The following is a 26983-nucleotide window of genomic DNA, read 5'->3' on the forward strand; positions in this document are numbered from 1 at the left end:
TCGATGCCTACGATGTGTCGCCGGCGCGCATGGCGCATCGGATGATCGAGGAAGGGACAAACATGCTCGTTGGAGACCCGGCGAAGGTGGCGGCGATTATTATTGCAAGCGCCGACCACAACCCTGTTCCTAAGCGAATAGCCTTGGGTAGCGATGCTTACGGCGTCATGTGCGAGCAATTAAGCGAGCGTCTCGCTGCGCTGGAAGCGCTCGCATTTTCAATCGATTTTCCAACGGAAACGTAGGAATGCGAATTAATTGCCGCGTGACATAGCCGAAGCGAATTAATTGCCGCGTGACATAGCCGAAGCTTCGACCACGAGGCGCGACCATAAAAATGTTTCGTGATGAACTGGGCGCTACTCATGACGCACGATGGCATAGGCCATAGAGGTCGGTCTAACTAACGCTTCCCAGCCGCAAAAACAGGGTGCGGTCGGAGTGACTCTTGCGCCCCATCTCCATCGAGGTGCTGGTCAATCCTTGCACTTATTCGCGGCTGGTTGTCATCTTTACAAGCGTTATTGACCGGCCGGTGACTTTACGCTCGGGGTTGCCAGTGTATTGTTGCTCGGCGGAGCAGCGGTGGTGCTATTCGTGCTGCTCGGCAGGCCGGAGTTCGGCTTGCCCATGCCGCTGTCCGAACCGGGGGTACCCGGCGTGCCGTAGCCGCCCGTTGTGCCATTCATCTGGTTCCCCGGATTCACCTGGTTTGCGGGGCTGGCCGTGCTGCCCGACGAACTACCGCCGGCTGAGCCTCCACCTGCGCCTCCAGCCGATTGTGCATAAGCGCCACCCGACAGTGCGAGGGCGGCGACGGCCGCGATTACTGTGCTGGTTACCTTAATCATGATGCGTGCCTCCTTGGTTGGAATGAGATAAAGACGCAGACGGTCGCCGCCTGCTCGCCTACGAATAAAGCAGTTACCGTGCCGCGTCGGTCCTATTCGTCATAAAAACTGGGTATGTCGCAGGACGATGTGAGCCTGGTCAATCTTCTCAGTCCGGATGGTGTAAATCGCTTACGCAACCGCTTCAAAAATCCCTCGAACCCACTGCGCAAATACCCGGACTCTCGCCGATAACTGCCGGTTCTGCGGATACAAAACTGAAACCGGCATGGGCGGCGGCGGAAACGCACCGAGCACGACCTTCAGTTTCCCCGCCGATAATTCCCCCATCACCCGATACCGCGGCACCTGCACCAGCCCCAATCCCGCCACCGCGGATCCCGTATATAAATCCGCGCCTGTGACGGAAACCACCGCGGCGAGTTGAATCTCGATCACGTGGCCATCGACGGTAAATTCCATCGGCAAGACCCGCCCCGATCCGCTCGACAGGTAATTCACCGCCCGATGCGTACCCAGCGCTTCGAGCGTCTCCGGCTCCCCAAACTGCTCGATATAAGCGGGGCTCGCCACCGTCACCTGCTCCATTAACGCGACGCGGCGACCGACCATCGATGAATCCTGCAGCGTCCCCGCCCGCAGCACGCAGTCGATACCCTCGCGCACCAGATCCACCAAGCGGTCGTCTTCGCCAATCTGCAATTCGATGTCCGGATACTGCGCGACGAACTCAGGCAGTGCCGGCACGACGAAATGCCGGGCGAGCGTCCCTTGCAAATTCACGCGTAGCAAGCCCTTCGGCGCGACATTGCGGAACGACCCCTCCGCTTCCTCCATGTCCGCGACCAGCCTCACGCAGCGGCGATAGAACGCCTCGCCGTCGTGCGTCAGCCGCACCGTGCGCGTAGTGCGCTCAAGCAGCCGAGTCCCGAGCCGCTCCTCCATGCGCTTCAGCAGGTTCGTGACCGTGGCGCGCGGTATCTGCAAGTCGTCGGCGGCTTGCGTAAAGCTGCTGCGCTCGGCGATACGGATAAAAACCTGCATTTCTTGAAACCGGTCCATGGGCGACTCGCGGGTCTGGATTGTTAAAGTAAATGGAATTATATTACTAAATTTCCACCAATTATCCTTCGATGTGAATGATCGATACTTCATTCACGCACTTCACCACCTCAAAAGGAGCGAATCATGAACACGGTCAAGAACAGCCAGGTAGCGATTGTCACGGGCGCATCGCGCGGTATTGGCGCGGCAGTGGCGCGTCGTCTCGCCAACGATGGTTTCGCGGTAGCCATCAACTACGCATCGAGCTCGAAAGAAGCCGACGCGCTCGTCGAGGAGCTCGCCGCGCAGGGCGCGAAAGCCGTCGCGATCAAAGCCGATGTGGCAAACCCCGACGATGTCCGCGCCTTGTTCGACGCGACCGAGCAGCAACTCGGCAAGGTCGACGTGCTGGTGAATAACGCCGGCGTGCTGAAGACGTTGCCGCTGGCGGAGACCTCCGACGCGCTCTACGACCAGACCTTCGGTATCAACGTTCGCGGCACCTTCAACACGCTGCGCGAAGCGGCGGCGCGGATGAACGACGGTGGCCGCATCGTCAATTTCTCGAGCACGACGCTCGCCCTGAACATGCCCGGCTATGCCATTTACAACGCGACGAAAGCAGCTGTCGAAGCGTTCACGCATGTGTTCGCGAAGGAATTGCGCGGCCGCAATATCACGGTGAACGCGGTCGCTCCTGGTCCGGTCGCCACCTCGCTATTCCTCGATGGCAAGACCGAAGAACAGATCCAGGCCTTCGCGAAAATGCCGCCGCTGCAACGCCTCGGCCAGCCTGAAGATATTGCATCGGTCGTATCGTTCCTCGCCGGTCCGGATGCGGCCTGGGTCAACGGCCAGATCCTGCGCGCGAATGGCGGCGTCGCCTGATAAAGCATAGACCTTAGTTTAACTGAACATTTCGGAGAAGCATCATGAAGTCAGTCATTTTGATAACGGGCGCAGGAACCGGCATTGGCAAGTTGAGCGCATTGGCGCTGGCCGAAGCGGGGCACATTGTGTACGCGAGCATGCGCGATGTGGAAGGCCGCAATTGCGCACGGGCCGAGGAATTGCGGGCTATATCGGCACAGAAGGGCATTGCGTTGATGCCGCTGGAACTCGACGTCCTCTCGCAGGATTCCGCCGATGCCGCTGCCGCAACCATCGTCCGTGAGCAGGGCAGGATTGACGTAGTGATGCAGAACGCGGGGCATCTGGTGGTTGGTCCGTCGGAAGCGTTCACGCCGGAAGAAATGATGAAGGTATTCGACACCAATCTGTTCGGCGCGCAGCGCGTCAACCGCGCGGTGCTGCCTTATATGCGCAAGCAGGAATCCGGGCTTGTCCTGTGGATCAGCAGCACGACGACCAAGGGTGGTTTCCCGCCGTTCATGGGACCTTACGGCGCAGCCAAGGCCGCGATGGATTCGCTTGCCGTCACATTGGCGTATGAGCTGGCGCGCTTTGGCGTGGAGACATCCATTGTGGTCCCGGGCGCATTCACCAGCGGCACCGACCACTTCCCGAGCGCGGGCAAACCAGCCGACTCGGCGCGCGCTGCAGCCTATGCCCGATACGACGGCGTGATGGACAAGATCGGCGAGCGCCTGAGCGCACTGACGCCGCCTGACGCCGATCCGAAGGCGGTCGCCGATGAGGTGGTGCGCATCGTCGGGATGGAGAAGGGCACGCGGCCGATGCGCTCGGTGATTGATTTCGTCGGCGATGGCGCGGCGCAGGTGCTGCAGGTATCGGAGCGGGTGCGGATTGATTTTGCGAAACGCATCGGCATGGGCGACTTGCTTGAAGCGAAGGTGTCACGATGAAAGCCGCCAGGCGTATCGTTCGCGGCGCCTGGCTTGGCCTTCTTATGTTGACCGCCGCATGCGGTCAGCAGGGCTACGCGCAGCAGGAGGGCAAGACCATGAAAGCATCGACGACGTATTTATATCTGCTCAGGAAGACGCCGTTTTTTACCGCACTCGATACCGGGCAGTTGCGCTGGACCATAGGTCACTCGCGCGAGTGGGAAGCGCAGGCGGGCACGGTGGTCACGAATTGTTCGGCGACGGATAAGAGCGATGACTTCTGGATCCTGCTCGATGGCCGCTGGCAAGTGGAACATGATGGCCACGCGTACCCGGCCGGTCATGCCGATGCGGGCAAGTGGTTCAGCGCATCGGAGGTTTCAGGGGACTGCCGGCTGGTCACGACCGAGCATAGCTACGTGATGAAAATCACGCGCGCCGATATGAACGACATGCTCAGTGGTGGATTCGGTTTTGAATCGCACATGCGCGAAGGGCGGGCTTATTATCGGACGATGTTTGCGGCGGTGCCGGAGAAAACCACCGTAATCCCCTAAACCCGAAACACCGCCACCGCGACGTCCAGCTTCTCCGCTTGCTGCTCAAGCGACGCCGCAGCCGCAGCTGCTTCTTCCACCAGCGCTGCGTTCTGCTGCGTTACCTCATCCATCTGCGCGACCGCGCGATTGATCTGTTCGATACCACCGGTCTGCTCGTTCGATGCCGCGCTGATCTCGCCAATGATGTCCGACACGCGCTTCACCGCCGCGACCACTTCGCTCATCGTCTGGCCCGCTTGCCCCGCCAGCACGTTGCCGGCTTGCACCTTGCCCGCCGATGCATTGATCAACTCCTTGATCTCTTTCGCGGCCCCGGCGCTGCGTTGCGCGAGGTTGCGCACTTCGCCCGCGACTACTGCAAAACCACGTCCTTGTTCGCCCGCCCGCGCGGCTTCCACCGCTGCGTTCAGCGCAAGAATATTCGTCTGGAATGCGATCCCTTCGATTACGCCAATGATGTCCGCGATCCGCGTCGAACTCGTCGCGATATCGTCCATCGTATGAACGACCTTGCCCACCACGGTGCCACCACGTACGGCCGTTGCCGATGCATCGATAGCCAGTTCGCTCGCTTGCCGCGCGTTGTCGGCGTTCTGGCGGACGGTCGCCGTCAACTGCTCCATGCTCGACGCTGTCTGCTGCAACGAAGCCGCCTGTTCTTCCGTGCGTTGCGACAAATCGATGTTGCCCGCCGCAATCTCCCGCGCACCATGAGAGATCGCACCCGTGCCGCCGCGCACTTGCTGGACCGTTCCCACCAGCCCCTGCTGCATCTTGCCGAGCGCTGCAAACAAGCGGCCCATTTCGTTGTCCCGCGAGGCGTCGATACTCGCCGTCAGGTCGCCCGCGGCAATCTGTTCGAAGTGGTGAATCGCCGACTCGATCGGCTTCATCACGGCAGCGCTCAGCGCCGCCCGTGCGATGAACCCGAGCACCAGCGCCAACGCCGCGACAATCACGGCGGCCGTCGCCATCGTGTGGAACTGAGTCTGTGCCTGCGCATAACGGTCTTGCTGATGCGCGATCTGGAATGCTTCCAGCGCGGACATCGCGTGATCGTAGGTCGCGTATAAACCGTCCGCCGTCTGAACCTGGAGCGTGCGGAAAGTCGTGAAGTCGTTCTGCGCGAGGGCATCGAATTCAAGGTTGAGCGCCTTCGCAATCAACGCGTCGCGCGCCGATTTGGCGGCTTGCACAAGCGGCTCTTCTTGCGGATCGCGCGGTTTGGCAAGGTACGCATCGAACTCGCTACCGCTTGCTTTCAGCGTCTTGCGCGCGTTGGGCAGCAAGTCATCGCCCGCCTTGCCGAGCATGAACAATGTCTCGAAGCTGCCGAGCGCAAGGCGCACTTGCAACAGCCGCTGCGAACTGGTCTTGAGATGCGTGATGGCGACGGTATCGGTGGCGACCATCTGTTCGAGCGCCTGGTTGCTCTGGCGCAGGCACAAAGCGGCTGCAAGCAGAACCGCGACGAGCGCGAGCGTGTAACCGGCGATGGTAATCGTGAGTCCGCGACGAATAGTAAAGTTCTTGAGCATGGTCTGGATCGCGGCAAACACGGCACGCGTGGGGTTTCCTCGGTTGGGTCTCTGGCCGGTATCGTTTAGTTTTCTTGAATAAACAGCGAACGATGCCGGTCGCGGCTCAGGCGAGCCAGGCTGACCGCCAGAATGGCAGGCTAGTCGACAGGGCTCGTTACGCGATTCTCAAGCACGTGACGCAATAGCGACATCGGGAAATGTGCGCCTTCAGATTCTGCGTGTTCGTGCCGATAAGCGGGGATGCTGCGGGCAAAGCGCAATAGCGCTTGTGTGATGTCTGCTCAGCTGACCCGTGTCGTGAATGCGTAACCGTTCTTGCCGTTGCGCTTCACCTGGTACATGGATTCGTCGGCGGCGGCGACGAGCTGATGGTAGTCGCTGACAGGATGTGGAAAGCTCGCTATGCCGATGCTGGCGTGCACGAAACCAACGCCCATCTGCTCGCCTGTCTCGACCACGCAGTCGATCAGGCGCTGCGCAATCGCCTCTAATTCAGCTCTCGTCGAAAATTCTCGGATGAGTACGACAAACTCGTCGCCGCCGAAGCGGGCGACCACATCGGCCAGACGCACGGTCTTGCGAAATCGCTTTGAAACCGCAATCAGGAATTCATCGCCCACTCGATGGCCGAGTGAATCGTTGACTTGTTTGAAGCCGTCCAGGTCAACGTAAATCACGGCGATTTTATGCGGCCTTGCACCGTCCGATGAACTCGCGGCCGTTTCCGCCAGCGTAGCGAACAATTTGCGTCGGTTGGGCAGGCCCGTCATGGCGTCGTGAAGCGCGGCATGCTCGAACTTGTGCGACTCGCCCGCCAGTTGGCGCGTGCGCTTTGCATACATGCCGAGGGCGGTTATCAGCGCACCGAATACACATGCCGACAGCACGATCAACGTGCTCGCCACGCGCGTTATGCGGGTGCGTGCGTCGGCGCCGTCATGGCTGCGCTGCGCACGCCAGTACACGGATTCGACGGCGAGCAGCGCGTCGGTATCGTCGAGACTGGTGTTGGGCGACAGAGCGGATTGAGGGATACGCGGCGCGGCCGACGGGCTTGCGTTCACCAGCGCCGCGAGCGACGCGAGGCGGTCGGCGAGGTCGATTCGTGCTTGCCGATAGTCGCCGGATGGTGGCGATCGTCCCGCTTGTCCTGATTGCCCCGATCTCGCGACGCTGTTATCGGCCTGCGGCTGCCATACGCGGACCAGGTTGCGAGCGCTCTCCGCCCGTTCGATTCCTTCGAGAACGAGTCCGCTGTATTCCTGCTTCAACTGGTCGGAAAAAATTGTCCGGATTTCGAATGCGAGCGACAGCAGGCCTATTAGCAGGCAGAGGAAAGAAATGCAGGCGATCGTAGCCGGACCTGGCCTGTAACGCATCGGACGGACAGGTTTGAGGGCGCGCGGCCGCTCACGGATGGGCGTAGATATCTCGCTGGCTTTCAGTTCCATGCTGCCGGTAGCTTACGCGATGAAAAAATGAACCCATGCGGGTGAACAAGTTGCCGCTCGTCTTGACGCGCGGCGCCGGGCGGCGGCGTTCAACGCTCGTGGAACAACTTGCTCGAACAGGACGAATGACGACGAGTTTGGGCGCGGCCGAATTGGGTGGCGCTGCGCGAGAATCCAGTTGAGCGGAAGACACGGGGTCGTTCAGATCGGCGCTGGCGAGGGCGACAGGACGAGCCGGAGCCACGGGCGCCGCGATGTTATCGGACGAGGCCGTTTGTTGCACGGCCGGCGCTGTAACTGGTTCTGCGGCCGCCGGCGCCGGCGCCGCAAGCCAGAGCGTCTGCCGTGCGTGCTCCATGGCTTCGGCGTAAGCATGCTGGTCCTGATTGAACCAGACGCCATACGCGACCGTTCCCATGACGCCAATAGTCAGTGCACTCGCCGAGGCAATCCAAAGCGCAAGCCGTCCGAATCTGACGGGCGTTGGCGGAAAGGAAGGGTCGGCGTCAGGATCTGTATCGGTTCCGTCGGTCTCCGATGGCAACTGGTTACGATTGGACATGACAACATTCTCCGATCATTTCGTCTGATATTTCGACGAAATTGGTTCATACGGTTGAGCGAAATTTGGAAGTGGGGAACTGCAAAAAGAATGTACCCCGCAAACAGCGGAGGTAACGTGATCAAGCAGCAGTTAACGTGCCTGCGTTGTGCGAAAAGGCGCTAAGCACTCAAGTCCCCAATTTTGAATCAGCGCGAGATTTCATGCATGCGACAAGCGGAGCGGTGCGCGCTGGTATCGATCTGAAGGTCGAAGTTCGAATATGTCTGGTCGACGTCGGGAAACGGCGGACTAAGTTAAGGGCGAGATAGTAGGAATACTGATTAATAATTCCATTCTTTTCCCAATCTATTGCCCGGCTGCGTTGGGCTCGTAATAGCCCTTGGGGTTGTTCGATGCGGCGTTGAATCGTTCGGACCCCGTGCGCTTATCGTTCGATCCGATCATGCGAGATCCCTGCACCACCACCACGCGCAGGAAACAATTGCTCTCCAAGGAAGTCGATAAACGCGCGCATCTTCGCCGTGAAATGTTTGCCTGAAGGCCACATGATGCGAAACGCGGAGCCGGCTTCCGAGCACGAGGTCAGCACATGGATCAACCTGCCGTCGTTTAGATGTTGTGCGATTGCAAAGTCCGGCAAATAGGCGATCCCTAGTCCGGACAACGCGAAAAAAATCCGCGTTTCAAGGTTGTTGCAGACAATCGATGTCGGCAGCAGCGATGACAAGATTGCCCGCGCGCTTGCACTCGGTGCCCGTCACGGGATCAATCGAAACAGGACGCCCGAGTGGCAGCACGAGGTGCTGGCGTTGACCGATGGCCGCGGCGCCGAGCACATCCTGGAAATGACAGGCGGCAAAAACGTCGAACGCTCCTTGCAGGCTGTGGTGCAAGGAGGACGCATCTCGGTCATCGGCCTGCTGGATTCAGACATGCTCAGCTTGCCTATTCTTCCGCTGCTTGGCAGCCGTGCATCGATTGTCGGTATCGCTGTCGGACCGCGCCGCGCGCTCGAGGATCTGGTGCGCACGATCGACCTGCTCTGCATCAAGCCGGTGATTGACGCCACGTATCCGTTCTCACAGGTGCCGCAAGCGTTCGCCCATTTGCAACGCGGCGCGTTTGGCAAAGTGGTCGTCCAGGTGAGCGAAGCATGAAAGCCTCCATAAACAAGGCTAAGACCATGCGGCGTCCACTCCACTCGCCGGAAGGACGACGTCGATGAGCCCACTCAAGTCCGCTGCGGCGATGCCCGCGATCATGCTGGGTCTGTTTGGTTTGTACACGCTTGAATTCGGCGTAGTGGGCATTCTCCCGGTGATCGTGGAACGCTTTGGCGTCACGGTATCCCAAGCCGGTTTGTTGATGGGTTTGTTCGCGTTGATCGTTGCGATCTTCGGTCCGTTCCTCGTGCTGGTTTCTTCACGCCACAACCGCAAAAAGGTCCTGGTTTTTGCACTGGCGGGATTTTCGGTGTGCAGCGCGCTGTCGGCCTTCGCGCCGAATTTCTCGAGCTTGATGGCGTTGCGCATCGTTCCAGCACTGTTGCATCCGATCTTCTTCTCAGCGGCATTCACAGCGGTAGCTTCGCTGCATCCGAAGGAACGCGCGGCACACGCCATGGCGCAGGCGTTCGTTGGAACAACGCTCGGACTCGTGCTCGGCGTTCCCGCAACAACCTGGTTCGCCGCACACTTTTCCTACGAGGCGTCTTTCCTCTTCTGCTCCGCTGTGACGGCGATCGCCGGAATCGGTTTGCTCCTGATGTTGCCGGCGCAGGGCCGCCCGGTGGCGATGAGTTTTGCGCATCAGCTTGGCGTGCTGCGCAAGCCTGCGCTTTGGTTGAACATCGTGGCGACTGTGCTCGTCTTTACCGCCATGTTCTCGGTGTACAGCTACGCCGCCGAGTACCTTAAGAGCCAGACGGGCATGGATGGCAGCACGATCAGCATGATGCTGGTGATATTCGGAGTAGGCGGGGTGTCGGGTAATTTGCTGGCGGGTCGGCTGTTGGGGAAGCACCTGTTCAAGACGACACTCCTGCATCCCGTCGCGCTTGCGGGGGCCTACCTCGTGCTCTATGTACTTGGTAGTGCCAACATTGCAAGTATGGCAATCATCACCTTGCTATGGGGAGCCACGCACACCAGCGGCATGGTCATTACGCAGGTGTGGCTGACCTCGGTAGCATCGGAAGCACCCGAATTCGCGACCAGCCTTTTCGTGTCCGCCGGGAACGCCGGCGTGGTTCTGGGCTCGGCGGTCGGTGGTCTTTTTATCAACAGCCTTGGGATGCCCGGCGTAATTCTTTGCGGGCTTATATTCGCCGGGCTGTCGGTGCTTGCTATTGGTGCGAAGGCATTGATCTATCGTGGGCAAGCGGGGCGCGTCGAGAGGATTAGCGCGGCGCATTGAGCAGGCCGGGCGTGGCCGTCGCCGCTCGGCACTCCACGCCGGCTCACCATGCGTCACGGCTGCAACCCTGTAGTAAACACCGTGCGTGCCTGGTTCTCATTGGTCCAGTGATCCTCGACTTGAGACAAGGGCACCGCGTTCGTCGCGATCTCGAAGCCGCCGGGGACTGTCGCATTCAACAAGTGTTCGATTGCACCGAGGAGACGCGGCATGGGAATACTGCCAATACCACTGCCCATGAGTTCGATTGCCGACGACCGAAGCGCTGCACTTGGAAGCGTGATGTTCGCTGCGCTCATGGCGCCAATCTGCACAAACCGGAGCGCCACGCCGTCCGGCGAAGCTTTAGCGCCGGCCGCCAGCAGCAACTCTGCGCTTTGCCCCCAGAGATAGTCGAGCACGACGCCAACACCCTGCTCAAACTGCTGCTGAAACGCGCTTTCGAGTGCATCGTTATCCTGCGTGAGAATAATGGTCTCGTCGGCGCCGAGCGCTTGCAGGGACTTCAGCGTTTCCGCATTCCGCCCCGTCGCAATGACCTTGCCGGCGCCCAAATACTTGGCAATCTGCACGGCGAGACGACCCGATACGCCGGTTGCACCATTGATCAATACGGTCTCGCCTTTCACCAGCTTCGCACGTTCGGTCAACGCCGCCCACGACGACATGCCCGGAATGGCGATGGCCGCCGCGGTCACTTCATCCAGCCCCGCAGGCAAAGGAATGCAACGCGCCTTCTTGACGATGGAGTACTCCGCCATCCCACCGAAGGGCGCTTCAGGCAGCACGAAATAGACACGCGTGCCATCGTCAAGGACACCGGTGCCGTCGATCCCAGGCACGAAAGGGAGCTTCGCCGAAGCGCTATAGTGTTTGCCCGATGCCCGGCTCTTGGTGACGTGACTCAGCGCAGAGGCTACAACCGCAACGCGGACTACGCCTTCGGTGACCGCCGGCTCGGTGAAGTCGGCATAAACCGGCGTCGCGCCGGCTTGCTGAACGAGTGCTGCTTTCATGGATGCTCTCCCTCTAAGGATCCGAGCGTACGCTTTATCTCGGATCGGATTATCGAATATATGTGTACTATACACATATATCGGACATTGACAAGGATCGAATGGCGATGGGCAACGAAATACGCGAGTTGCGGGAAGCACTCCTGGACCTGACGGGTGTGCTCAACCGCCCGCAACCGGACGCCGCCCTTATTGAAGCGGCAGGCGTCGACCTGGATCGTGCGCTTTTCCCGCTTCTCGCAAGAGTAGAACGGATGGGGCCGCTTGGTATTGTCGAACTTGCTGAACTGGCGGGGCGCGATTACACGACGGTCAGCAGGCAGATCGCCAAGCTGGAAAGCCTGGGTCTGGTCGCACGATGTCCAAGCCCAACCGATGGCCGGGTTCGCGCGGCTGTGATTACGGATCAGGGGCAGGTCATGACGGACGCGCTGGACGCGGCACGTCAGAAAATCATCGAAGAATTGCTTGCCGGATGGGAAGCAAAAGAGGTGAGTGAGCTTGCGCGATTGCTTCGAAAGTTTGCGGATGGTGCGCTTGGCTGGGTCAAGACCCTGTGAGTCATATTCAGGCTGCGGTTCAGTGGTGAGATCAGGTCAATACGTCCAAAAGACGTTTTGAAGTTCACGCGTGCGCTGCTCTCCGGTGAGCGCCAGCATCATCAGGACGCGCGCCTTGTGCGGAACCTGATCGTCCGTTACCAGCCAGTCGTAGCGGTCATCGGGCTGCGCGGCATTACGGATGACCACGCCGCTTCCCGTGCGCGAACCTCGGACGACATGAATGCCACGCTCCCTTGTCTGAACCAGCGAGGCCACCACCGATGCCGCCACATTGCCGTTGCCAGTCGCAGCATAGATGATCGCCTTCACACTTGAGTTGAGCATGGCGTGGACCATCGCGTCGTTCATGCCGCCGTGCGCGTAGAGAATGCCGACTGCGGGCAACTCGTCGATCTCGTCAATCGACCATTCGCTTTGTACTGTATGTGCACGCGCAGGCAGTCGATAAAAAGCCGGCTTGCCTTCGACGATATATCCCAAGGGACCATACGGAGAACTGAACGCTTCTTGCTTGAACGTATTGGTCTTCACAACATCACGCGCGGTATGAATCTCTTCGTTTGCGACGACTAGCGTGCCTTTGCCGTGGGCCGCCTGACTTGCCGCCACGACGATCGCGTTGTAGAGGTTAAGCGGTCCATCCGAACTCAGCGCGGAAGGTGGACGCATTGCGCCCACGACGACTACCGGCTTAGTGCTTTTGAGCGTCAGATGCAGGAAGTACGCGGTTTCATCGATGGTATCGGTGCCGTGCGTAACAACAACGCCGTCCACGTCGTCGCGTTTCAGCAGTAGCGAAATACGCTTGCCCAACTGCAGCAGTTGTTCGCTGCCGAAATTCTCGGAACCGCACTGAAACAACTGCTCGGCGCTGATGTCGGCAACCGCTGCCGCGGCGGGCAGATCAGCAAGAATCTGGTCGACGGACAATACCGAGCAATCATATGCCGACGTGTTGACCGGCGACGCACCGCGGCCTGCAATCGTGCCGCCTGTGCCGATCAGTACAATCCGCGCTTTCGGCGGGGAGTCCACGCCGATTACGCCCGCGCCAGGAACAAGGACGTTCATGTGCTCTACATCTTCACGACGGTGAGCAGCGTCTGCTTACCGCGTTTGTAGTCATACAGCGAGATTGCACCTTGCTTCAGATCGCCGTGTGCGTCGAATTGCGTGCGGCCCAGCACACCGACGAAATTTGCGCTCGGCATCGCGGCAAGGATGTTCTCGGGCTTCGTCGAGTTGGCCCGCTTCATAGCGTCCACGATGATGTACACCGCGTCATAAGCGAACGGAGCATTGAGCTGCACATGCTGATGAAAACGCGCTTCGTAGCGTTGTTCGAAAGCGGGGCCGTTCGGCATTTCTTGCAGTGGCATGCCGGCGATCGAACACACCACGTTATCCGCTGCCTCGCCGGCCAGTTTGGCGAGCGAATCGGCGCACAGGCCGTCGCCTCCCAACACACGCGCGGCAATGGCGAGTTGTTGCGCTTGCTTGGCGAACGGACCGCCTGTGGCGTCCATTCCCCCGTACATGATGATGTCCGGATGCTCACCCTTGATCTTCGTGAGAATTGAACGGAAGTCGACTGCCTTGTCGTTGGTTGCATCGTGTGAGAGCACGGCCAACCCGTCCGCCTTCGCCTGCTTCTCGAACTCATTCGCGAGCCCTTGGCCGTATGCTGTTGCGTCGTCCACGATTGCCACCGACTTTGCACCGAGCGTTTTCTTCGCATAGTCGGCCAGCGCGGGACCCTGCTGCGCGTCGGTGGCGACAACCCGGTAAGCGGTCTTGAAACCTTGCTGCGTATAAACCGGATTAGTCGCTGAAGGAGAAACCTCGACAACACCGGCATCGCTATAGATCTTCGATGCAGGAATCGTGGTCCCCGAATTCATGTGGCCGACCACGGCTACAACTTTGTCGTCGACCAGCTTCTGTGCCACCTGCGTGCCTTGACGCGGGTCCGATGCGTCGTCTTGTGCGTCAAGTTCCAGCGTTACCTTCTTGCCGCCGATCACGAGACCCTTCGCATTGATTTCCTCTACCGCCAGGCGCGCGCCATTTTCGGTGTCCTTTCCCCACTCGGCATTCGCGCCCGTCAACGGCGCGGCATGTCCAATTTTGACAACTTCGTCCGCGAACGCGCCGGTCGAGCCGAGCACGATCAGGCTTACTCCGATATTGGCGCATAGCGCGCCGTGAAATGTAGCCGACATGAGACTCTCCTGTTATGCAGCTTGCTGGACGATGGCGGACTGACGCTTGCCGGTGATCGATAGAGGCGGGTGACAGAAGTGACTTTAGGGACGACAAAATGCCCGGCATTGCACCGACTCGTAAAAAAATAGAAGAAACGCGACATGTCGTGCAAGCGCATTTTTTGGGCTTATATACTTGGACTAACCAAGGTCTAGTGGGAACGTCATGGCACGCGAAAAAGCACTACCCGATGTTCGGGAGCCGGCTCTTGGCCGCGATCTGGTGGATCGCCTCGATCGCGCCAGCGTCAAGCGCGAGTGCAATGCGTCACGCTCGGGCGCCGAGCTCAACATTGGCTTTCTTCTTTGGCCGAGTTTTCCTCTGCTTTCGCTAGCGGGTTTCTGCGATGCGTTGCGCCATGCAGCCGATCTCGGCGACCAGAGCCGTCCGCTGCGTTGCGCGTGGATGCTGCTTGGGATGGCCGATGAAACCGTGGAAGCGAGCTGCGGCGTGGCCGTGCCGGTGCATGCAATACAGGGATCGCCGCGGCAATTCGATTATCTCGTCGTGATTGGTGGCCTGCTGCCTAAACTTGAACAAGTCGACCGTCGCTACTGGGACTACCTGCGCGAGGCCGAAGCCGAAGGCGTACCGCTGATCGGCATGTGCACCGGCAGTTTCGTATTGGCAAAAGCGGGCTTGATGCGAGACCGTGTTGCTTGCGTTCACGCATTTCATCTGGAGGACTACAAGTCGATGTTCCCGGACTTGCGGGTCATCGCCAATTCAGATTATTTGATCGATGGCAACCGCATCACGTGCGCGGGCGGCGTGTCCGTTCTCGAGTTGGCGACGCGTTTGATCAGCCTGCATTGCGGCTCGGACAGGGCGTCCAAGGTGATTCATCAAATGACAGTCAGCCGACACGGCAATGCGTCGTTCGTGGAGCGCCGCAAGGCGCTCGGCTATCTGGCAGTCGGTGATTTGCTGGTACGGCACGCTATTGTGTTGATGGAAGAAAACCTGGAGGCGCCACTCAACATCACGGTGATCGCGAAGATGACCGGTACGAGCGTGAGGCAACTCGAACGTAACTTCCTGACTGAAATGGGGGTGTCGCCCAAAGAGTTTTACCGGACCATGCGGCTTCGATACGCGCGCTGGCTGCTGCTCAACACGGAAAAGCGCATCACGGTAATCGCCTACGAATGCGGCTTTGCTGACTCCGCGCATTTCATCCGCGGCTTCAAGGAAGTCTACGGCGTGACGCCCGGCAGGCTGAGGATCTCACTGGAGGAACGTCTGTCTTGATGCGTGGAGCGCGTTGTTGCGCAATGGACTTGCAACGAGAAAATGTCTCGGGATGATCGGCCTTCACTGACCGGAAAGATCGAAATACTTCCTCAGGACCAGCAGCGAAATAAGTTTTTCCCGGCGCGTATCGAGGAACTGCATGGCGTACTGATTGGCGTTCTTGATGATCGCCATCGCCTTCTCTGTATGCTTGGTGTAATAATTTATCTTGTCTTCGAGATCGGAAAAATCATCGTCCAGAAGAACGTAGTGGTGGTTGGGAATCAACGAGCCTTCCATGAACCAGCTTTCCACCCTCGGTTTGCGCATGAAGCAAACGGAATTCGAAAGCATGATCCATTTCAGGTTGGTCGCAACGTCGTTACCTTCCAGACTGATTACGAACTTGAACTTCAGCTGGTCTGCAATGCTCATGAACGGCCGATGACCGTGGCGACCTTTTTGCGCGTCATCAGTGTCACCAATATCGGCCATTGCCGAACTGTAATATCTGGCGACAAATGCTTTTCGATGCTGCTGGTAGCACGCACCTCGAAAGACGGCCATGTTGATTTTGCTTTCAAATGAGCGCGTATCTTCAATGAAGTTGAAGTGCCTCATCTTGTCCAGCTTCAATATGACTGAATTTTCATTCGATTCGGTGAGCGGCCTGGTCTTAAGAAGCGTTGGCTCATTTACCGCTTCCCGGATGTCCTTGAAAACATAATTGAATTTTAAGGAGCGCGCGAAGTATCGGGATATCTCTTTGAAATCATAGTAGTAGGCGCTAGGGTTGCCGCGCAAAGGCAACGCGCTGCTGCGACTCGCCGTTTCGTTCAGCACAAATTGCTGTTCAAGCTTGTTGTAATAATTGGCGCGGGAACGAATATAAGACCACTGATGTTCGTCCAGATTCCTGAACATGCGGTCATATCTTTTTTCGAAAATCAGCGATGGAAAAAGATTGGCGATGACATTTTTTGCGTAAAACTTAAGTTTTCTGGCATGCATAAATCTGACTCAATCTTTAATAGAAACTTATCGCCTTCGGGCTACGCCGATATGCGCTGCAGCACGTGCATCGCAGTGATTGGATTGCAGCAGTGGCATGCGTCGATCACGTACAAAAGCGGATTGCCAGACAGTACTAAATTGAACGGGCGGAACGGCTGTTGCATGGAACGGAACACACGGGCTGCGCTAGTGTACCCGTTATCGTTTTTTCGACAATGTAGTCAACGCGTTTTGAGCATCTGAAGGTGGAGTTCGAGCCCTTGCTGCACAGGCCGTGGTGCATAAAGGTTAACGTTGCGAACCACGATAAATGCTCAGCGATACTAACTATTTGCCTCAATGGAACTCCGATCATCGATACCAGTTGATGGTAACGCCACGAGCCGTCCATCGTGCGCTTCGATGAACGGAGGCTGAGGACGCCCGGGAAATTTTCAGTGGGGTTGACGAACTACGGTCGAACGACTCAACCCGGGAATCGCTCGCCGAACATCGGCCGGCCGCTGGCGGAAGTTTCGGCGGTCGCTTCATCCTGCAGTACGTCCCAGTGCTCGACGAGTATCCCGTTCTCTAGCCGCACAATATCGACCGCAATGAGCGCCGCCGGGCCGCCGTTGCCCGAGAAGCGTCCATGCACCATGACGAAGTCACCTTCGGCCATGATGACGCCGTGCTCATAGACCAGCGTGTCAGGCAGATTCCGGGTGAGTTCGAAAAGACCTTCGCGGCCTGGAGCAATGTGCGCGCTATGTTGAATGTACTGAGGAGACCAGAAGTTCTCGGCGACCGCATAGTCGCGCCGGTTAAAGAGCGTGTCGAATGCTTCCAGCACGATGCGCTTGTTCTTCTCTTGAGTGCTCATGGCGTTTCCTTTGGGTTACGTTTGGTTAAGCTTCACTGAGCGAGTATTCGTCGGCGCGAGCGCATTTTTGAACTACACCGTTAGCGCCGGATAATCCGTGAAACCATGCGCGTCGCCGGCGTAGGCGGTCGCCCGATCGAACTGGTTCAGCGCCGCGCTTGCTCGAATGCGCTCAGGCAAGTCCGGGTTGGCAATGAACATCCGTCCGAACGCAACGGCGTCGGCGAGCCCGGACTCGATCATATGGGCGGCGGTCCCGGGGTTGTAGCCGCCGGCGGTAATCAACGGTCCATCGAATATTGGACGGAACAGTGCTGCGTTGTTCGCGCTGTCCACACTCGCGTTATCGCCTAAACCCGCCGACGATGCGCGCGGCTCAATCAAGTGGAGATAAGCAAGTTTGCGTTGGCCGAGTTCGCGAATCACGTGGGTGAAATGAGGCACGGTGTTGCTGTCATGTAGACCGCCCAGGTTGCCGTGCGGCGACAGGCGCACAGCGGTGCGATCGGAGCCAATAACATCGGTGATTGCGTCGACCACTTCAAGCAATAGCCGCGTCCTGTTCTCGATCGATCCACCGTACTCGTCGGTGCGAAGATTGCTGCCATCTTGCAGGAACTGGTCTAGCAGGAAACCATTCGCTCCGTGGATCTCGACGCCATCGAAACCGGCATCGAGCGCATTCCTCGCTGCGCTCCAGAACGCCACCACTATCTCCGATATTTCAAGCGTGTCCAGCGCGCGCGGTGTCTCGTAGGGCACCTGCTGAAACGCCGGCGTGTACGCGAGGCCCGGCGGTGCTATAGGTGACGGCGCAACGGGCAAGCTGCCGTCGGGGTTGTAGCTCGAATGTGACCAGCGCCCGTGGTGCACGATCTGGAGCATCATCCGGCCGCCCCTTGCATGAACAGCGTCCGTGACCGCGCGCCAACCGGCAACCTGCTCCGGCGAATAAATGCCGGGCATCTGCGGATAACCGTGACCGTTGACGCTGATTGCCGTCGCTTCGCTAATGATCAAACCCGCCGTGGCTCGCTGTGCATAGTACTCGGCACTTATGGGCAAGGGCACTCCGCCAGGGCCGGCGCGCATGCGGGTAAGAGCCGGCATCACAATACGATTCGGCAACGACAGCGCGCCCAATTGCAGCGGCACGAAAAGCGGGGCGGTAGACATGGTGAGATTTCCCAATCGAATGCGGTATGGAGCCGAAGATTTAGTGGCAGCTTAACTAAAGCTCAACTGACCGAAGTCGAGGGAAACGAGCAGCGGCTCAGGCACCTTCTGCATGTGTTCGTCATAAGCGTAGATGCGCCGCTTGGTCGGCATCTTGATACCCTGGAATTCGGCATAGTCGCTGACATAGTTGGCGCCGCTTGCGCCGCCCAGGATGTCGACGGTGTAGTCGTGGCGCCGCATCAATCCGTCCGGGCCGAAATGAGTAATCTGCGTCCGCGTGTGACTGTGGATATCCGCAGGAAACGTCACTTTCAGCCGGCGCCATTTTTCGCCGTTTTCGTACCACGGTTCGATCTCTTCGCTCTCAAACCCGGGATACGTGTAGAGGAAGGGCGAAGTGAGGTAGGTCCACAACGCTTCGCTTGCGAAGTAGGTGACATGGAATTTGTCCCACGGTGTTTCCTGCGCATGACCTGCGTAAGCGGCCTCGGGGTCGTCACGACTTTCTAGCACCGCGCCGTCCAGCGTTTCGATCGATACACGACCCGGAACAAACACGCTGCGCTGACCGTCGGCGAGGAAGGGGGTGATTGTCAGGCGCTGCTTATGCGTGTCGAGTTCGAAGATCTTGTTATTGAGCAGACCGGGTTGCTGCTTCAGGTGCCAGATCGCGCCGTCAATCGATAGCTCGGCCTTGAGTCGGCTGAACGTATTCCAACGGTCCAGGCCGCCGTGGGCGTCAACGGCAAAAGCGAGCAGGTCATTCATGGTCAAATCTCCGGTGGTGAAAAGAAACGACGCGTAAGACGGGGTGAACTCGCGTTGTCGATGAACACAGGTTAAAGCGACCGCCCTCTAGCCGGTAGTCGGTCATTTCAGCTATGACTTATGTGGATTACACATGGGTTTAATGCAAGAACGTCTAAGGATTGTTCAGTCAACGCTATGATTGGCACCAGCGGCGCTCGCGCTTGAGTTTGAAGTTTTATATGCATTGCGCCCGGTAGTTTTGTTGGGTCCGCAAGCAAGAAGAGCCAGACGTCTACTAATATCGGTTATCTTTTATGTCTTGCGCGCATTAATTGCCTTAGCTGAAAGGCTGGCGCTGGCGCAACTATCTCGCTTCCCGGGAACCTTGATGAAAGACATATTCGCGCTCAAGCTCTATACCCGCGTCGCCCGGCTAGGCAGCTTCTCAGCCGCGGCGCGCGAATGCGGACTTTCGCAGTCACAGGCCTCACGCATCATTGCCGAGCTGGAAGCGGGTCTCGGCGCCCGATTGCTCTCACGCACCACACGCGCCGTCGTGCCAACGGATGCGGGTTCCGAATTCCTCGCCCGGATGGAGCCGATCCTTATGGCTCTCGACGAAGCGGAACATAGCGTGCGCGAAGGCAGCGAGTTGCGCGGGTCGCTGCGTATGAGCATGCCGACCAGCGTGGCAATTCGAGAAGTCATCCCGCGCCTTACGACGTTTACTGTCAGGCATCCCAATCTGCAAATCCAGCTTCTCCTGGAGGATCGAAGGCAGGATCTGGTTCGCGACGCCGTCGATGTCGCGATTCGCCTCGGCCCGCTGGCGGATTCGGGTGCGACGGCGAAACTTATCGCAACGATCCCTCGCATGATCCTCGCGGCACCGAGCTATCTTGAGCGCGCGGGTACCCCAATGAAGCCTGCTGATCTCGTTTCGCACCGGATAGTGGCAGGACCTGCCACGTCGGTTCCGTGGGCATGGAAGTTCGAGCGTGATGGGGAGACGGTGGAGGCGGAAGTCTCGTCGCATTTCACGACTAACGAGAACGAGGGCACTGTTGCTGCCGCGGTGGCGGGTTTTGGCATTACGTCGACGACTGGATGGGCATGCCGCCGTGAACTCGAAGACGGGTCGCTCGTCGCGCTGCTCACGGACTGGAAAACTGTTGATGTTCCCGTGCACGCCTATTTCCCGCTAGGCCGCGCTACACGTGCGGCCGGTCGCGCGGTGATCGAGCACCTGATTGCAGACCTTCGGATGACAAATGACCCCTTGCGCTCAATTTCCTGACGCGCAAAAAGGACAGGACTTGCACACAAGATTGCGACTGCATGCGAGGCCCGGCGCTCGCTTGTGCATTCGCCAGAACCATGTCAATCTATTTCCCGTTCGCCGTGCATTGCCCGCATTAAAAAATCGATTCCCAGCGATCCCGCAGAAGCCTGCAATCCGGCGAGCCGCGCCACGCGAAACGTTCGTTCCCAAGATCAATACAAGAATTAAAAAGGGCACTTAGGACGAGGTTGCTGTTCCACTAAGCTGCTTCATTAATAGACGGAGTCAGCCATGTCTATTGTTGCCATTGATGGTGTGCGTTGGACCAATGATCGTGTCACTCATGTGCGTTGGGGAAACATCGACGAATTGACGGCCAACTGGACGTCGGCACCCAAAGTCGTCGATGTGGATCACGTCGTGAAGATCCTCGAAAAAGGGGAGATGGTGCGCACGGTGTTCAAGCTCGGCGGGCGAAGCTATCTCGGTCCCCAGGTTAGTTCGATCCCTTACGCTAATGGGCACATTGGCATTGAAACCTCGTTTGAAGAGGGTCGGATTGAAAAAACGCTCGAAGATCTGCCAAGCGTTTAATCGATTCGCCTAGTCGGTTTCATACGGTTTTGCGGCGAAGGGACGCGCTTGAGGGCGGCCGATTGCGCGTCGCCGGAATTGGCTCGTTGCAATCATTCGTCCAGGAACAATTGCTCCATTTCGTCGGAATAAACGTCTGCCAGCAGCGCACGCAGCTTCATTGCCTTGGCAGTGCCATAGGCATTTTCGAAGCGTCTTTGCGCTTCATTCCAAAGAACTTTGGACTCGGCCAGTTTGTCTCTTCCAGCCGGCGTCAAGGCAACGAGGCGCCCGCGTTTATCGGTTTCATCGGGAAGCAATTCGATAAACCCATCGCGTTCTAGCGGCTTGAGATTGTGCGAAAGTGCGGAGCGGTCAAGCACCATGTCTCTAGCCAGATCGCTCATGTTCGGCGTGCCTGCCCGATCGATATGCGCAAGCGTTGAATGTTGCGACAGCTTGAGGCCGCACGGCGCGAGCACGGTGTCATAAAGCTGTGAAAGCCTGCGTGTGGCTTTGCGCAATGCGGCCCCATTGCATAGAGAGACTGCGGCGGACGAGTGCTTCTTATTCGAAGTGTTCATGGCTCTGCATAACTACGGTGAAAGTAACGGTTCGGAAGTTCGTCCGGCAATCTTAGTCTATTGACACATCCAGGCGCATGGCGGACTGCCGATCCTGATGAGGCGCCGTTTCCTCGGCGCTTATCAACAGCCAGCACACCGCACTCGCCGCGAATGCAACAACAGAAGCCGCGAGCAGCACACCTTCGTATCCGTAACCAAGGCTCGCTCGCGCAATCGATCCAAGCCCTTGATGCGATGAAATAAGCGAGGCCGCGGAAGCGATGTTCCCATTCGCGATAGAGCGCGTGATCTCGAGCTTGTCGTGGGCGCCGATTAAAGGCAATTCTCTTTCAATGCTCGCCTGGATTCGATAAAACAACAACGCGCCCAGTGCCGCGAACCCCACCACGATGCCGCTGAACCGCATGGTCCCCGATACCCCTGACGCCATGCCTGCCCGTTCCACGGGAATCACAGTCATGCTGACCTTGGCGATCTGACCGTTGAGAATTCCCGCCCCGGTGGAGGCAACGAGCATGGGGAGAAAGATCGCGCTATAGGTGAGCGACTGGATTTCCATCGCGGTTCCGAACAAGCCAACCGCGACCAGCAACAGGCCGCAAACGAGCAGCATGCGTCCTGACATCCGATGATCGAGGTACACGGACACAATGCGCGGTACGCCGAACAAAGGCACGGCAAGCGGCAGCATCAGCAGGCCCGCATTGAGCGGAGAATAGCCGAGCGCGCTTTGGAAGAAGAAGGGCAGATAGGTCAGCATGGTCAGGAACGCAACCGCATACGACACGCCGGCGAGACTCGCGCCCAAATAGGTTCGCTTGATGAAATAGCCTAGCTCGACCATGGGTCGTGCCTGCTTGAGCTCGACGATCACGAACGCAATAAGGAAAATGATTGAGCCCGCTAACCGCGCTCTGACGGACGTGCTGAGCCAGCCTTCGCGATTGCCTGAAATCAGCGCCCAGGTCAGCAGTCCGAGGAACGCGCTGAACGTCAGAACGCCCCAAATATCGATGGCGATTGCGTGCGGATCTTTGGATTCATCGACTACGAAATACGTCATGGCAATCATGATTGCGCCGACGGGCAGGTTCACGTAGAAAGCCCATTGCCAGCCTAGCGACTGGGTGATCAATCCGCCTGCCACAGGCCCAAGCATGATGGCCACGCCGATCACCGAACCCCAGAACGCGAACGCCTTGGCGCGCTCCTTCCCTTGGAATCCATGCGCGAGAACTGCGAGTGCCGCGCTAAGCTGCAACGCGGCACCCACGCCTTGCAGCGCGCGTGCGGCGTTCAACACAACCGTTGATGTAGCGGCGCCGCAGAAGAAGGACGCGGTAGTGAAGACAAGCAAGCCAATGATCAACAAGCGCTTTCTGCCGAAGCGGTCGGCGAGTGCGCCGGCAGGCATCACCAACGTTGCAAATGCCAGCGTGTAAGCCGAGATCACCCATTCAATGGCGACGAAATCCGCATGCAGCGATCGCGCAATCGACGAGAGCGACACCGCCACAATATTGGCGTCGAGGTTGATCATGAACGACGGTACGGATACGCATAACAACAACAGAAATCTTTTCTGCATACCTTTGCCTTGATGGGATGACGGGCGGCCCGGCTGGGGCGCATCGACCCGTTGCAAGACCATTTAAAGTAGTTGCATATGCCAATATATTATCCGGTGCAGCGATTTAGGCAAGCAGATTCTGTTGCGTCCCCATGCGCGATAAGACTTGGCTTGGTGGAAATGAAGACGCACGGATGCCCGTGCGTGTGTGTTCCGGATGAGTGCGGAGGGGGGCGAGGGGTTCTACAAGGCGAGCTTATAACCTTCGTGGCTGGCCTTGAAGCCGAGCTTTTCGTAGAACCGGTGAGCGTCGGTACGGCTCTTGTCGGTCGTGAGTTGGACCAGACTGCACCCCCTCGACTTGCATTCGGAGATCGCCCATTCGAACATCTTCTGCCCCAGCCCGGAATCGCGGCGATGCGTGGCGATTCGCACCGCTTCGATTTGGCCTCTCCACGATCCCATGCGCGCAATGCCAGGGATAAACGAAAGTTGAAGCGTGCCGATTATCTCGCCGCCGTCGGCAACTACCACTAATCGCTGGTTCGCATCGGCTTCTATTGCCCGGAATGCATCGACGTATCTTTGGTCAATCGGCGTGCCGGTGATTTCTCTCTTGCTCCCGAGTTCGTCATCGGCTAGCAATGCGACGATCGCGGGGACATCGGCTAAGAGAGCAGACCGGAAAACAATGTGTTCCATGATGGAACCTCAGAGGGTCGGTGGTTGTTGGATGCGAAATCGGCCGGACCCCGGGCGACGCTATTCATCGTCACTCAGAAGCGTGCGCAGCATGCGTTCGGGGTTGGCCAGGAATGCTCGCATGACCTGGAAGTGTTCGGTCTCTTCGTAAGTGACGCGCGTTACCCCTTCCGTCGTGAACTCATAGATCCACGCGTCCGGATACGCCATCAGAATGGGCGAGTGAGTGGCGATGATGAACTGGGATTCATCGCGGACCAGGTCATGAAGTCTCGCCAGTGCGGTGAGTTGCCGTTGTGGCGACAACGCGGCTTCCGGTTCGTCGAGGAGGTAAAGGCCCTTGCCGCCGAAGCGGTTCATCAGCAGCGCCAAAAAGGACTCGCCATGTGAACGCTCGTGCAGGGAACTGCCGCCGTAGGAGTTAATGACGGGAGGGCCAAAGGAAGGTTCAGAATCGAGATTTTCGATTTCGGTGGCCACGTTAAAGAAGCTTTCTGCGCGCAGAAAGAAGCCATCTCTCGGCCGTTTCACGCCTTTGGCAATACGCAGATATTCATCGAGCACCGAGTGCGATGCGCGGGTGCCGAAGTTGAAGTTCTTCGTGCCGCCTTCGGGATTGAATCCCATCGATACGGCGATGGCTTCGAGGAGCGTCGACTTCCCGGAGCCGTTTTCGCCGACGAAGAAAGTAATCTTGGGATGCAGTTCAAGCGTGTCCAGCGACCGGACTGCCGGCAGCGAAAACGGATAGCGATCGAATAACTCGACCTTGTCGCGCTGCAAGCTGATCCGGCTGATGTACTGGGTAGAGATCATGAGGTAAGCATCACGCTTTCACGGACGCATGGATACTATGGGAGGCCGCACCTCTGAACTGACGCTGCGTTGACGAAAGCGGTATCTTACCCCGGCGGGTCACCGTGAAAACGAAGCGAGCGGAGACCGGCAAGACGCCTGTCATTTACAATGCTCGAAATTTTTCGCGCTGCCTGAATGCAATTCAGGCGTTCCCAATCGAGGTCTTCATGATCGTCAAACCACGCGTGCGCGGCTTCATTTGCGTGACTACTCATCCGGTTGGCTGCGAAGCTAACGTCGAGCAACAGATCGGCTACGTGACGGCGCAAGGTCCTATTGCTGAGGGACCCAAAAAAGTCCTGGTGATTGGCGCGTCGACCGGCTATGGGCTTGCTGCCCGGATCACGGCGGCATTTGGTTGCGGCGCCGATACCCTCGGTGTTTTCTTCGAACGCGCGGGCGAAGAAAACAAACCCGGCTCGCCCGGCTGGTACAACAGTGCGGCATTCACCAAATTCTCGGCCGCGAAAGGACTTTACGCAAAGAGCATCAACGGTGATGCTTTTTCCGATGAGATCAAGCAGAAGACAATCGATGTCATCAAGCGGGATCTTGGGCAGATCGATCTGGTCGTGTATAGCCTCGCGTCACCGCGACGGACACATCCGAAGACGGGCGAGGTTTTTACTTCGACACTGAAACCGGTCGGCAAGTCCATTACGCTACGCGGCCTCGATACCGACAAGGAAGTGGTCAAGGAAAGCAGTCTGGAACCGGCGACGCAAAGCGAGATCGACAACACCGTTGCCGTGATGGGCGGTGAGGACTGGCAGATGTGGATTGATGCCTTGCTTGCCGCGGGTGTTCTGGCGGAGGGCGCGAAGACTACTGCGTTCACGTATCTCGGCGAGAAGATAACGCACGACATCTATTGGAATGGTTCGATCGGCGCGGCCAAGAAAGACCTGGATCAGAAGGTCCTTGCGATTCGCGACAGCCTGTCCGGGCATGGGGGTGACGCGCGCGTATCGGTATTGAAAGCGGTTGTTACGCAGGCTAGCTCAGCGATTCCCATGATGCCGTTGTACTTGTCCTTGCTCTTCAAGGTCATGAAAGAAGAGGGTACGCACGAGGGTTGTATCGAACAGGTTTATGGTCTCTACAAAGACAGTTTGTATGGCGGATCGCCGGAGATGGATCAGGAGGGCCGGTTGCGTGCGGACGCTAAAGAACTTAGTCCGGCGGTGCAGGGTCGCGTGCAGCAACTGTGGGATCAGGTGACTAGCGACAACCTCTATGAACTCACCGATTTCGCCGGTTATAAGAGTGAATTTCTGAGGTTGTTCGGGTTCGGGATTGATGGCGTTGATTATGATGCTGATGTTGATCTTAAGGTCGACATTTCTGGCATCGAGCAGGGTTAGCTTCTCATCCGCCGAAGCCGCTTTGAGGTCGATGCGAAGTTGGTTTTCGTTCGCATTTGGGGTTGGGCGGAAGGGGGCGGGGTTGATGCCGGGTTGCACGGGTTCCGGCGTTAGCGGTCGGATTCATTGCCGGGTTGCACGGGTTCTGCGTTAGCGGTCTGAGTCTATGCCGGGTTGCTGCTCTTTAGGTCTTCGCGGGTTTTACGTTAGCTGTTTTCTTTATCACTATTAGCCACTGTGCGTGGCGGCACGTCATTTCTTTGTCCAAAGGTAACTAGTCAGCACTTGTAAACTGCTGCGAAGCTCGGCATGATTCGGAGATGACATTTGTGCCCAACCTTAAAAATCTAACGGACGAGCAGAAAGACGCGCTCATCATTGATTTGGTGAGGCGTCTGAACGAGATTGAAGCGAAGCTCGGCAAGGACAGCCACAACTCGAGCAAGCCGCCGTCCTCGGATGGCCTGAAGCGCAAACCCAAGCCCAAATCGCAGCGCACGGTGAGCGCAGCCATGCCAGGCGCTCAGCCAGGCCATGAGGGCAAGACGCTTAAACGCGTGGCGCACCCGGATCGGGTTGAGATTCATCGAGTGAGTCGGGTATGTGATAACTGTGGTCAAGAAATCACGGCCGATCGCGTTTCGGTACTGGCCGAAGAGCGGCAGGTGATTGACTTGCCGGTGATCCGGTTTGAAGTGACAGCCCATCGCGTGGAGCAGGCGCAATGCGGCTGCGGCAAAGTGCATTGCGCCGAGTTTCCCCAAGGTCTTAGCCAGGCGGTGCAGTACGGCAACCAGATCCAGGCCGCAGCGGTCTATCTGACGCAATATCAGCAGTTGCCTCTGGAGCGTACCTCGCAGGCGTTGCGCGACCTGTTTGGCCTGAGCCTGAGTGCAGGCACAGTGCAAAACTGCATCACGCAAGCTGCAC

At 58.2% G+C, this 26983-nt stretch carries 29 protein-coding genes; 12 read left to right on the plus strand and 17 right to left on the minus strand.

The window, feature by feature from the left end:
• Nucleotides 1-41 precede the first annotated feature (41 nt).
• A complete protein-coding gene (locus ACMX25_RS34975; RefSeq protein ID WP_414954458.1) occupies nt 42-245 on the plus strand; it encodes a Rossmann-fold NAD(P)-binding domain-containing protein in 204 nt (67 codons plus the stop codon).
• Between the two features lie 276 nt (nt 246-521).
• Here ACMX25_RS34975 and ACMX25_RS34980 read toward each other — a convergent pair whose 3' ends face one another.
• The gene (locus ACMX25_RS34980) at nt 522-851 is read right to left on the minus strand and encodes a hypothetical protein (RefSeq protein ID WP_414954459.1); all 330 of its coding nucleotides are present in this window, start codon (nt 849-851) and stop codon (nt 522-524) included.
• A 171-nt stretch (nt 852-1022) separates the two neighbouring features.
• Nucleotides 1023-1913, minus strand: a complete 891-nt coding sequence (locus ACMX25_RS34985) for a LysR family transcriptional regulator (protein ID WP_414954460.1) — start codon at nt 1911-1913, stop codon at nt 1023-1025.
• 126 nt (nt 1914-2039) lie between these two features.
• Here ACMX25_RS34985 and ACMX25_RS34990 point away from each other — a divergent pair, with 126 nt between their 5' ends.
• From ACMX25_RS34990 to ACMX25_RS35000, 3 genes are read left to right on the plus strand one after another with little or no spacing between them, the layout of a single operon-like run.
• Complete coding sequence (locus ACMX25_RS34990; protein WP_414954461.1) at nt 2040-2783, plus strand: SDR family oxidoreductase; 744 nt, start codon at nt 2040-2042, stop codon at nt 2781-2783.
• Between the two features lie 44 nt (nt 2784-2827).
• Nucleotides 2828-3721 (plus strand): SDR family oxidoreductase, encoded by an 894-nt coding sequence (locus tag ACMX25_RS34995; protein ID WP_414954462.1) that lies wholly within the window; start codon nt 2828-2830, stop codon nt 3719-3721.
• Nucleotides 3718-4260: a hypothetical protein gene (locus ACMX25_RS35000; RefSeq protein ID WP_414954463.1), complete on the plus strand. Its 543-nt coding sequence runs from the start codon at nt 3718-3720 to the stop codon at nt 4258-4260. Before ACMX25_RS34995 ends, ACMX25_RS35000 begins: the two co-directional genes overlap by 4 nt.
• Here ACMX25_RS35000 and ACMX25_RS35005 read toward each other — a convergent pair.
• The 4 genes from ACMX25_RS35005 to ACMX25_RS35020 form a co-directional block, all read right to left on the minus strand.
• Nucleotides 4257-5801, minus strand: coding sequence for a methyl-accepting chemotaxis protein (locus ACMX25_RS35005; RefSeq protein WP_414954484.1), 1545 nt, complete (start codon nt 5799-5801; stop codon nt 4257-4259). The genes ACMX25_RS35000 and ACMX25_RS35005 overlap by 4 nt on opposite strands.
• A gap of 284 nt (nt 5802-6085) precedes the next feature.
• Complete coding sequence (locus ACMX25_RS35010; protein ID WP_414954464.1) at nt 6086-7255, minus strand: diguanylate cyclase; 1170 nt, start codon at nt 7253-7255, stop codon at nt 6086-6088.
• Complete coding sequence (locus tag ACMX25_RS35015) at nt 7215-7817, minus strand: hypothetical protein (RefSeq protein ID WP_414954465.1); 603 nt, start codon at nt 7815-7817, stop codon at nt 7215-7217. The genes ACMX25_RS35010 and ACMX25_RS35015 overlap by 41 nt, the downstream gene beginning before the upstream one ends.
• A 427-nt stretch (nt 7818-8244) precedes the next feature.
• Entirely contained in the window at nt 8245-8484 is a 240-nt protein-coding gene (locus tag ACMX25_RS35020; protein WP_414954466.1) for a LysR substrate-binding domain-containing protein, read from the minus strand.
• 25 nt (nt 8485-8509) lie between these two features.
• Here ACMX25_RS35020 and ACMX25_RS35025 point away from each other — a divergent pair, with 25 nt between their 5' ends.
• Entirely contained in the window at nt 8510-8977 is a 468-nt protein-coding gene (locus ACMX25_RS35025; RefSeq protein ID WP_414954467.1) for a zinc-binding dehydrogenase, read from the plus strand.
• 64 nt (nt 8978-9041) lie between these two features.
• A complete protein-coding gene (locus tag ACMX25_RS35030; RefSeq protein WP_414954468.1) occupies nt 9042-10235 on the plus strand; it encodes an MFS transporter in 1194 nt (397 codons plus the stop codon).
• A 53-nt stretch (nt 10236-10288) separates the two neighbouring features.
• Here the strand turns inward: ACMX25_RS35030 and ACMX25_RS35035 are convergent, their stop codons facing one another.
• Nucleotides 10289-11251, minus strand: coding sequence for a quinone oxidoreductase family protein (locus ACMX25_RS35035; RefSeq protein WP_414954469.1), 963 nt, complete (start codon nt 11249-11251; stop codon nt 10289-10291).
• Nucleotides 11252-11358: 107 nt separating this feature from the next.
• Between ACMX25_RS35035 and ACMX25_RS35040 the strand changes: the two genes are divergently transcribed.
• Nucleotides 11359-11811, plus strand: coding sequence for a MarR family winged helix-turn-helix transcriptional regulator (locus ACMX25_RS35040; protein ID WP_414954470.1), 453 nt, complete (start codon nt 11359-11361; stop codon nt 11809-11811).
• 36 nt (nt 11812-11847) lie between these two features.
• Here the strand turns inward: ACMX25_RS35040 and ACMX25_RS35045 are convergent, their stop codons facing one another.
• Both ACMX25_RS35045 and ACMX25_RS35050 read right to left on the minus strand, forming a co-directional pair.
• Nucleotides 11848-12885 (minus strand): asparaginase, encoded by a 1038-nt coding sequence (locus ACMX25_RS35045; protein ID WP_414954471.1) that lies wholly within the window; start codon nt 12883-12885, stop codon nt 11848-11850.
• Nucleotides 12886-12890: 5 nt separating this feature from the next.
• The gene (locus ACMX25_RS35050; RefSeq protein ID WP_414954472.1) at nt 12891-14036 is read right to left on the minus strand and encodes a branched-chain amino acid ABC transporter substrate-binding protein; all 1146 of its coding nucleotides are present in this window, start codon (nt 14034-14036) and stop codon (nt 12891-12893) included.
• A gap of 208 nt (nt 14037-14244) precedes the next feature.
• On the opposite strand from ACMX25_RS35050, the gene ACMX25_RS35055 reads away from it, so the two are divergent.
• Nucleotides 14245-15330 (plus strand): GlxA family transcriptional regulator, encoded by a 1086-nt coding sequence (locus ACMX25_RS35055; RefSeq protein ID WP_414954473.1) that lies wholly within the window; start codon nt 14245-14247, stop codon nt 15328-15330.
• Nucleotides 15331-15393: 63 nt separating this feature from the next.
• Here the strand turns inward: ACMX25_RS35055 and ACMX25_RS35060 are convergent, their stop codons facing one another.
• The 4 genes from ACMX25_RS35060 to ACMX25_RS35075 form a co-directional block, all read right to left on the minus strand.
• Entirely contained in the window at nt 15394-16323 is a 930-nt protein-coding gene (locus tag ACMX25_RS35060; protein ID WP_414954474.1) for a glycosyl transferase family 90, read from the minus strand.
• 469 nt (nt 16324-16792) lie between these two features.
• Nucleotides 16793-17188 carry a nuclear transport factor 2 family protein gene (locus ACMX25_RS35065; protein ID WP_414954475.1) on the minus strand — a complete coding sequence of 132 codons (396 nt, stop codon included), beginning with the start codon at nt 17186-17188 and terminating at the stop codon, nt 16793-16795.
• A gap of 72 nt (nt 17189-17260) precedes the next feature.
• Nucleotides 17261-18364 (minus strand): alkene reductase, encoded by a 1104-nt coding sequence (locus tag ACMX25_RS35070; RefSeq protein ID WP_414954476.1) that lies wholly within the window; start codon nt 18362-18364, stop codon nt 17261-17263.
• A 51-nt stretch (nt 18365-18415) separates the two neighbouring features.
• The gene (locus ACMX25_RS35075; RefSeq protein ID WP_414954477.1) at nt 18416-19135 is read right to left on the minus strand and encodes a hypothetical protein; all 720 of its coding nucleotides are present in this window, start codon (nt 19133-19135) and stop codon (nt 18416-18418) included.
• Between the two features lie 370 nt (nt 19136-19505).
• On the opposite strand from ACMX25_RS35075, the gene ACMX25_RS35080 reads away from it, so the two are divergent.
• Nucleotides 19506-20414 (plus strand): LysR family transcriptional regulator, encoded by a 909-nt coding sequence (locus ACMX25_RS35080; RefSeq protein ID WP_414954478.1) that lies wholly within the window; start codon nt 19506-19508, stop codon nt 20412-20414.
• A gap of 276 nt (nt 20415-20690) precedes the next feature.
• Nucleotides 20691-20993 (plus strand): hypothetical protein, encoded by a 303-nt coding sequence (locus tag ACMX25_RS35085; RefSeq protein ID WP_414954479.1) that lies wholly within the window; start codon nt 20691-20693, stop codon nt 20991-20993.
• 92 nt (nt 20994-21085) lie between these two features.
• Here the strand turns inward: ACMX25_RS35085 and ACMX25_RS35090 are convergent, their stop codons facing one another.
• The 4 genes from ACMX25_RS35090 to ACMX25_RS35105 all read right to left on the minus strand — a co-directional run bounded on the left by ACMX25_RS35090 (nt 21086) and on the right by ACMX25_RS35105 (nt 24647).
• On the minus strand, nt 21086-21556 hold the full coding sequence (locus tag ACMX25_RS35090; RefSeq protein ID WP_414954480.1) for a MarR family winged helix-turn-helix transcriptional regulator: 471 nt from the start codon (nt 21554-21556) through the stop codon (nt 21086-21088).
• Between the two features lie 52 nt (nt 21557-21608).
• A complete protein-coding gene (locus ACMX25_RS35095; protein WP_414954481.1) occupies nt 21609-23147 on the minus strand; it encodes an MFS transporter in 1539 nt (512 codons plus the stop codon).
• Between the two features lie 225 nt (nt 23148-23372).
• Nucleotides 23373-23834, minus strand: a complete 462-nt coding sequence (locus ACMX25_RS35100) for a GNAT family N-acetyltransferase (RefSeq protein WP_414954485.1) — start codon at nt 23832-23834, stop codon at nt 23373-23375.
• A 57-nt stretch (nt 23835-23891) separates the two neighbouring features.
• On the minus strand, nt 23892-24647 hold the full coding sequence (locus ACMX25_RS35105; protein WP_414954482.1) for an AAA family ATPase: 756 nt from the start codon (nt 24645-24647) through the stop codon (nt 23892-23894).
• Nucleotides 24648-24856: 209 nt separating this feature from the next.
• On the opposite strand from ACMX25_RS35105, the gene fabV reads away from it, so the two are divergent.
• Nucleotides 24857-26053 carry an enoyl-ACP reductase FabV gene (gene fabV / locus ACMX25_RS35110; protein ID WP_414954483.1) on the plus strand — a complete coding sequence of 399 codons (1197 nt, stop codon included), beginning with the start codon at nt 24857-24859 and terminating at the stop codon, nt 26051-26053.
• A gap of 329 nt (nt 26054-26382) precedes the next feature.
• A partial coding sequence (locus ACMX25_RS35115; protein WP_414950699.1) for a DUF6444 domain-containing protein occupies nt 26383-26983 on the plus strand: 601 nt, incomplete at its 3' end.

It is taken from the genome of Caballeronia eucalypticola (genome assembly GCF_047608185.1).
Classification (GTDB): Bacteria; Pseudomonadota; Gammaproteobacteria; order Burkholderiales; family Burkholderiaceae; genus Caballeronia.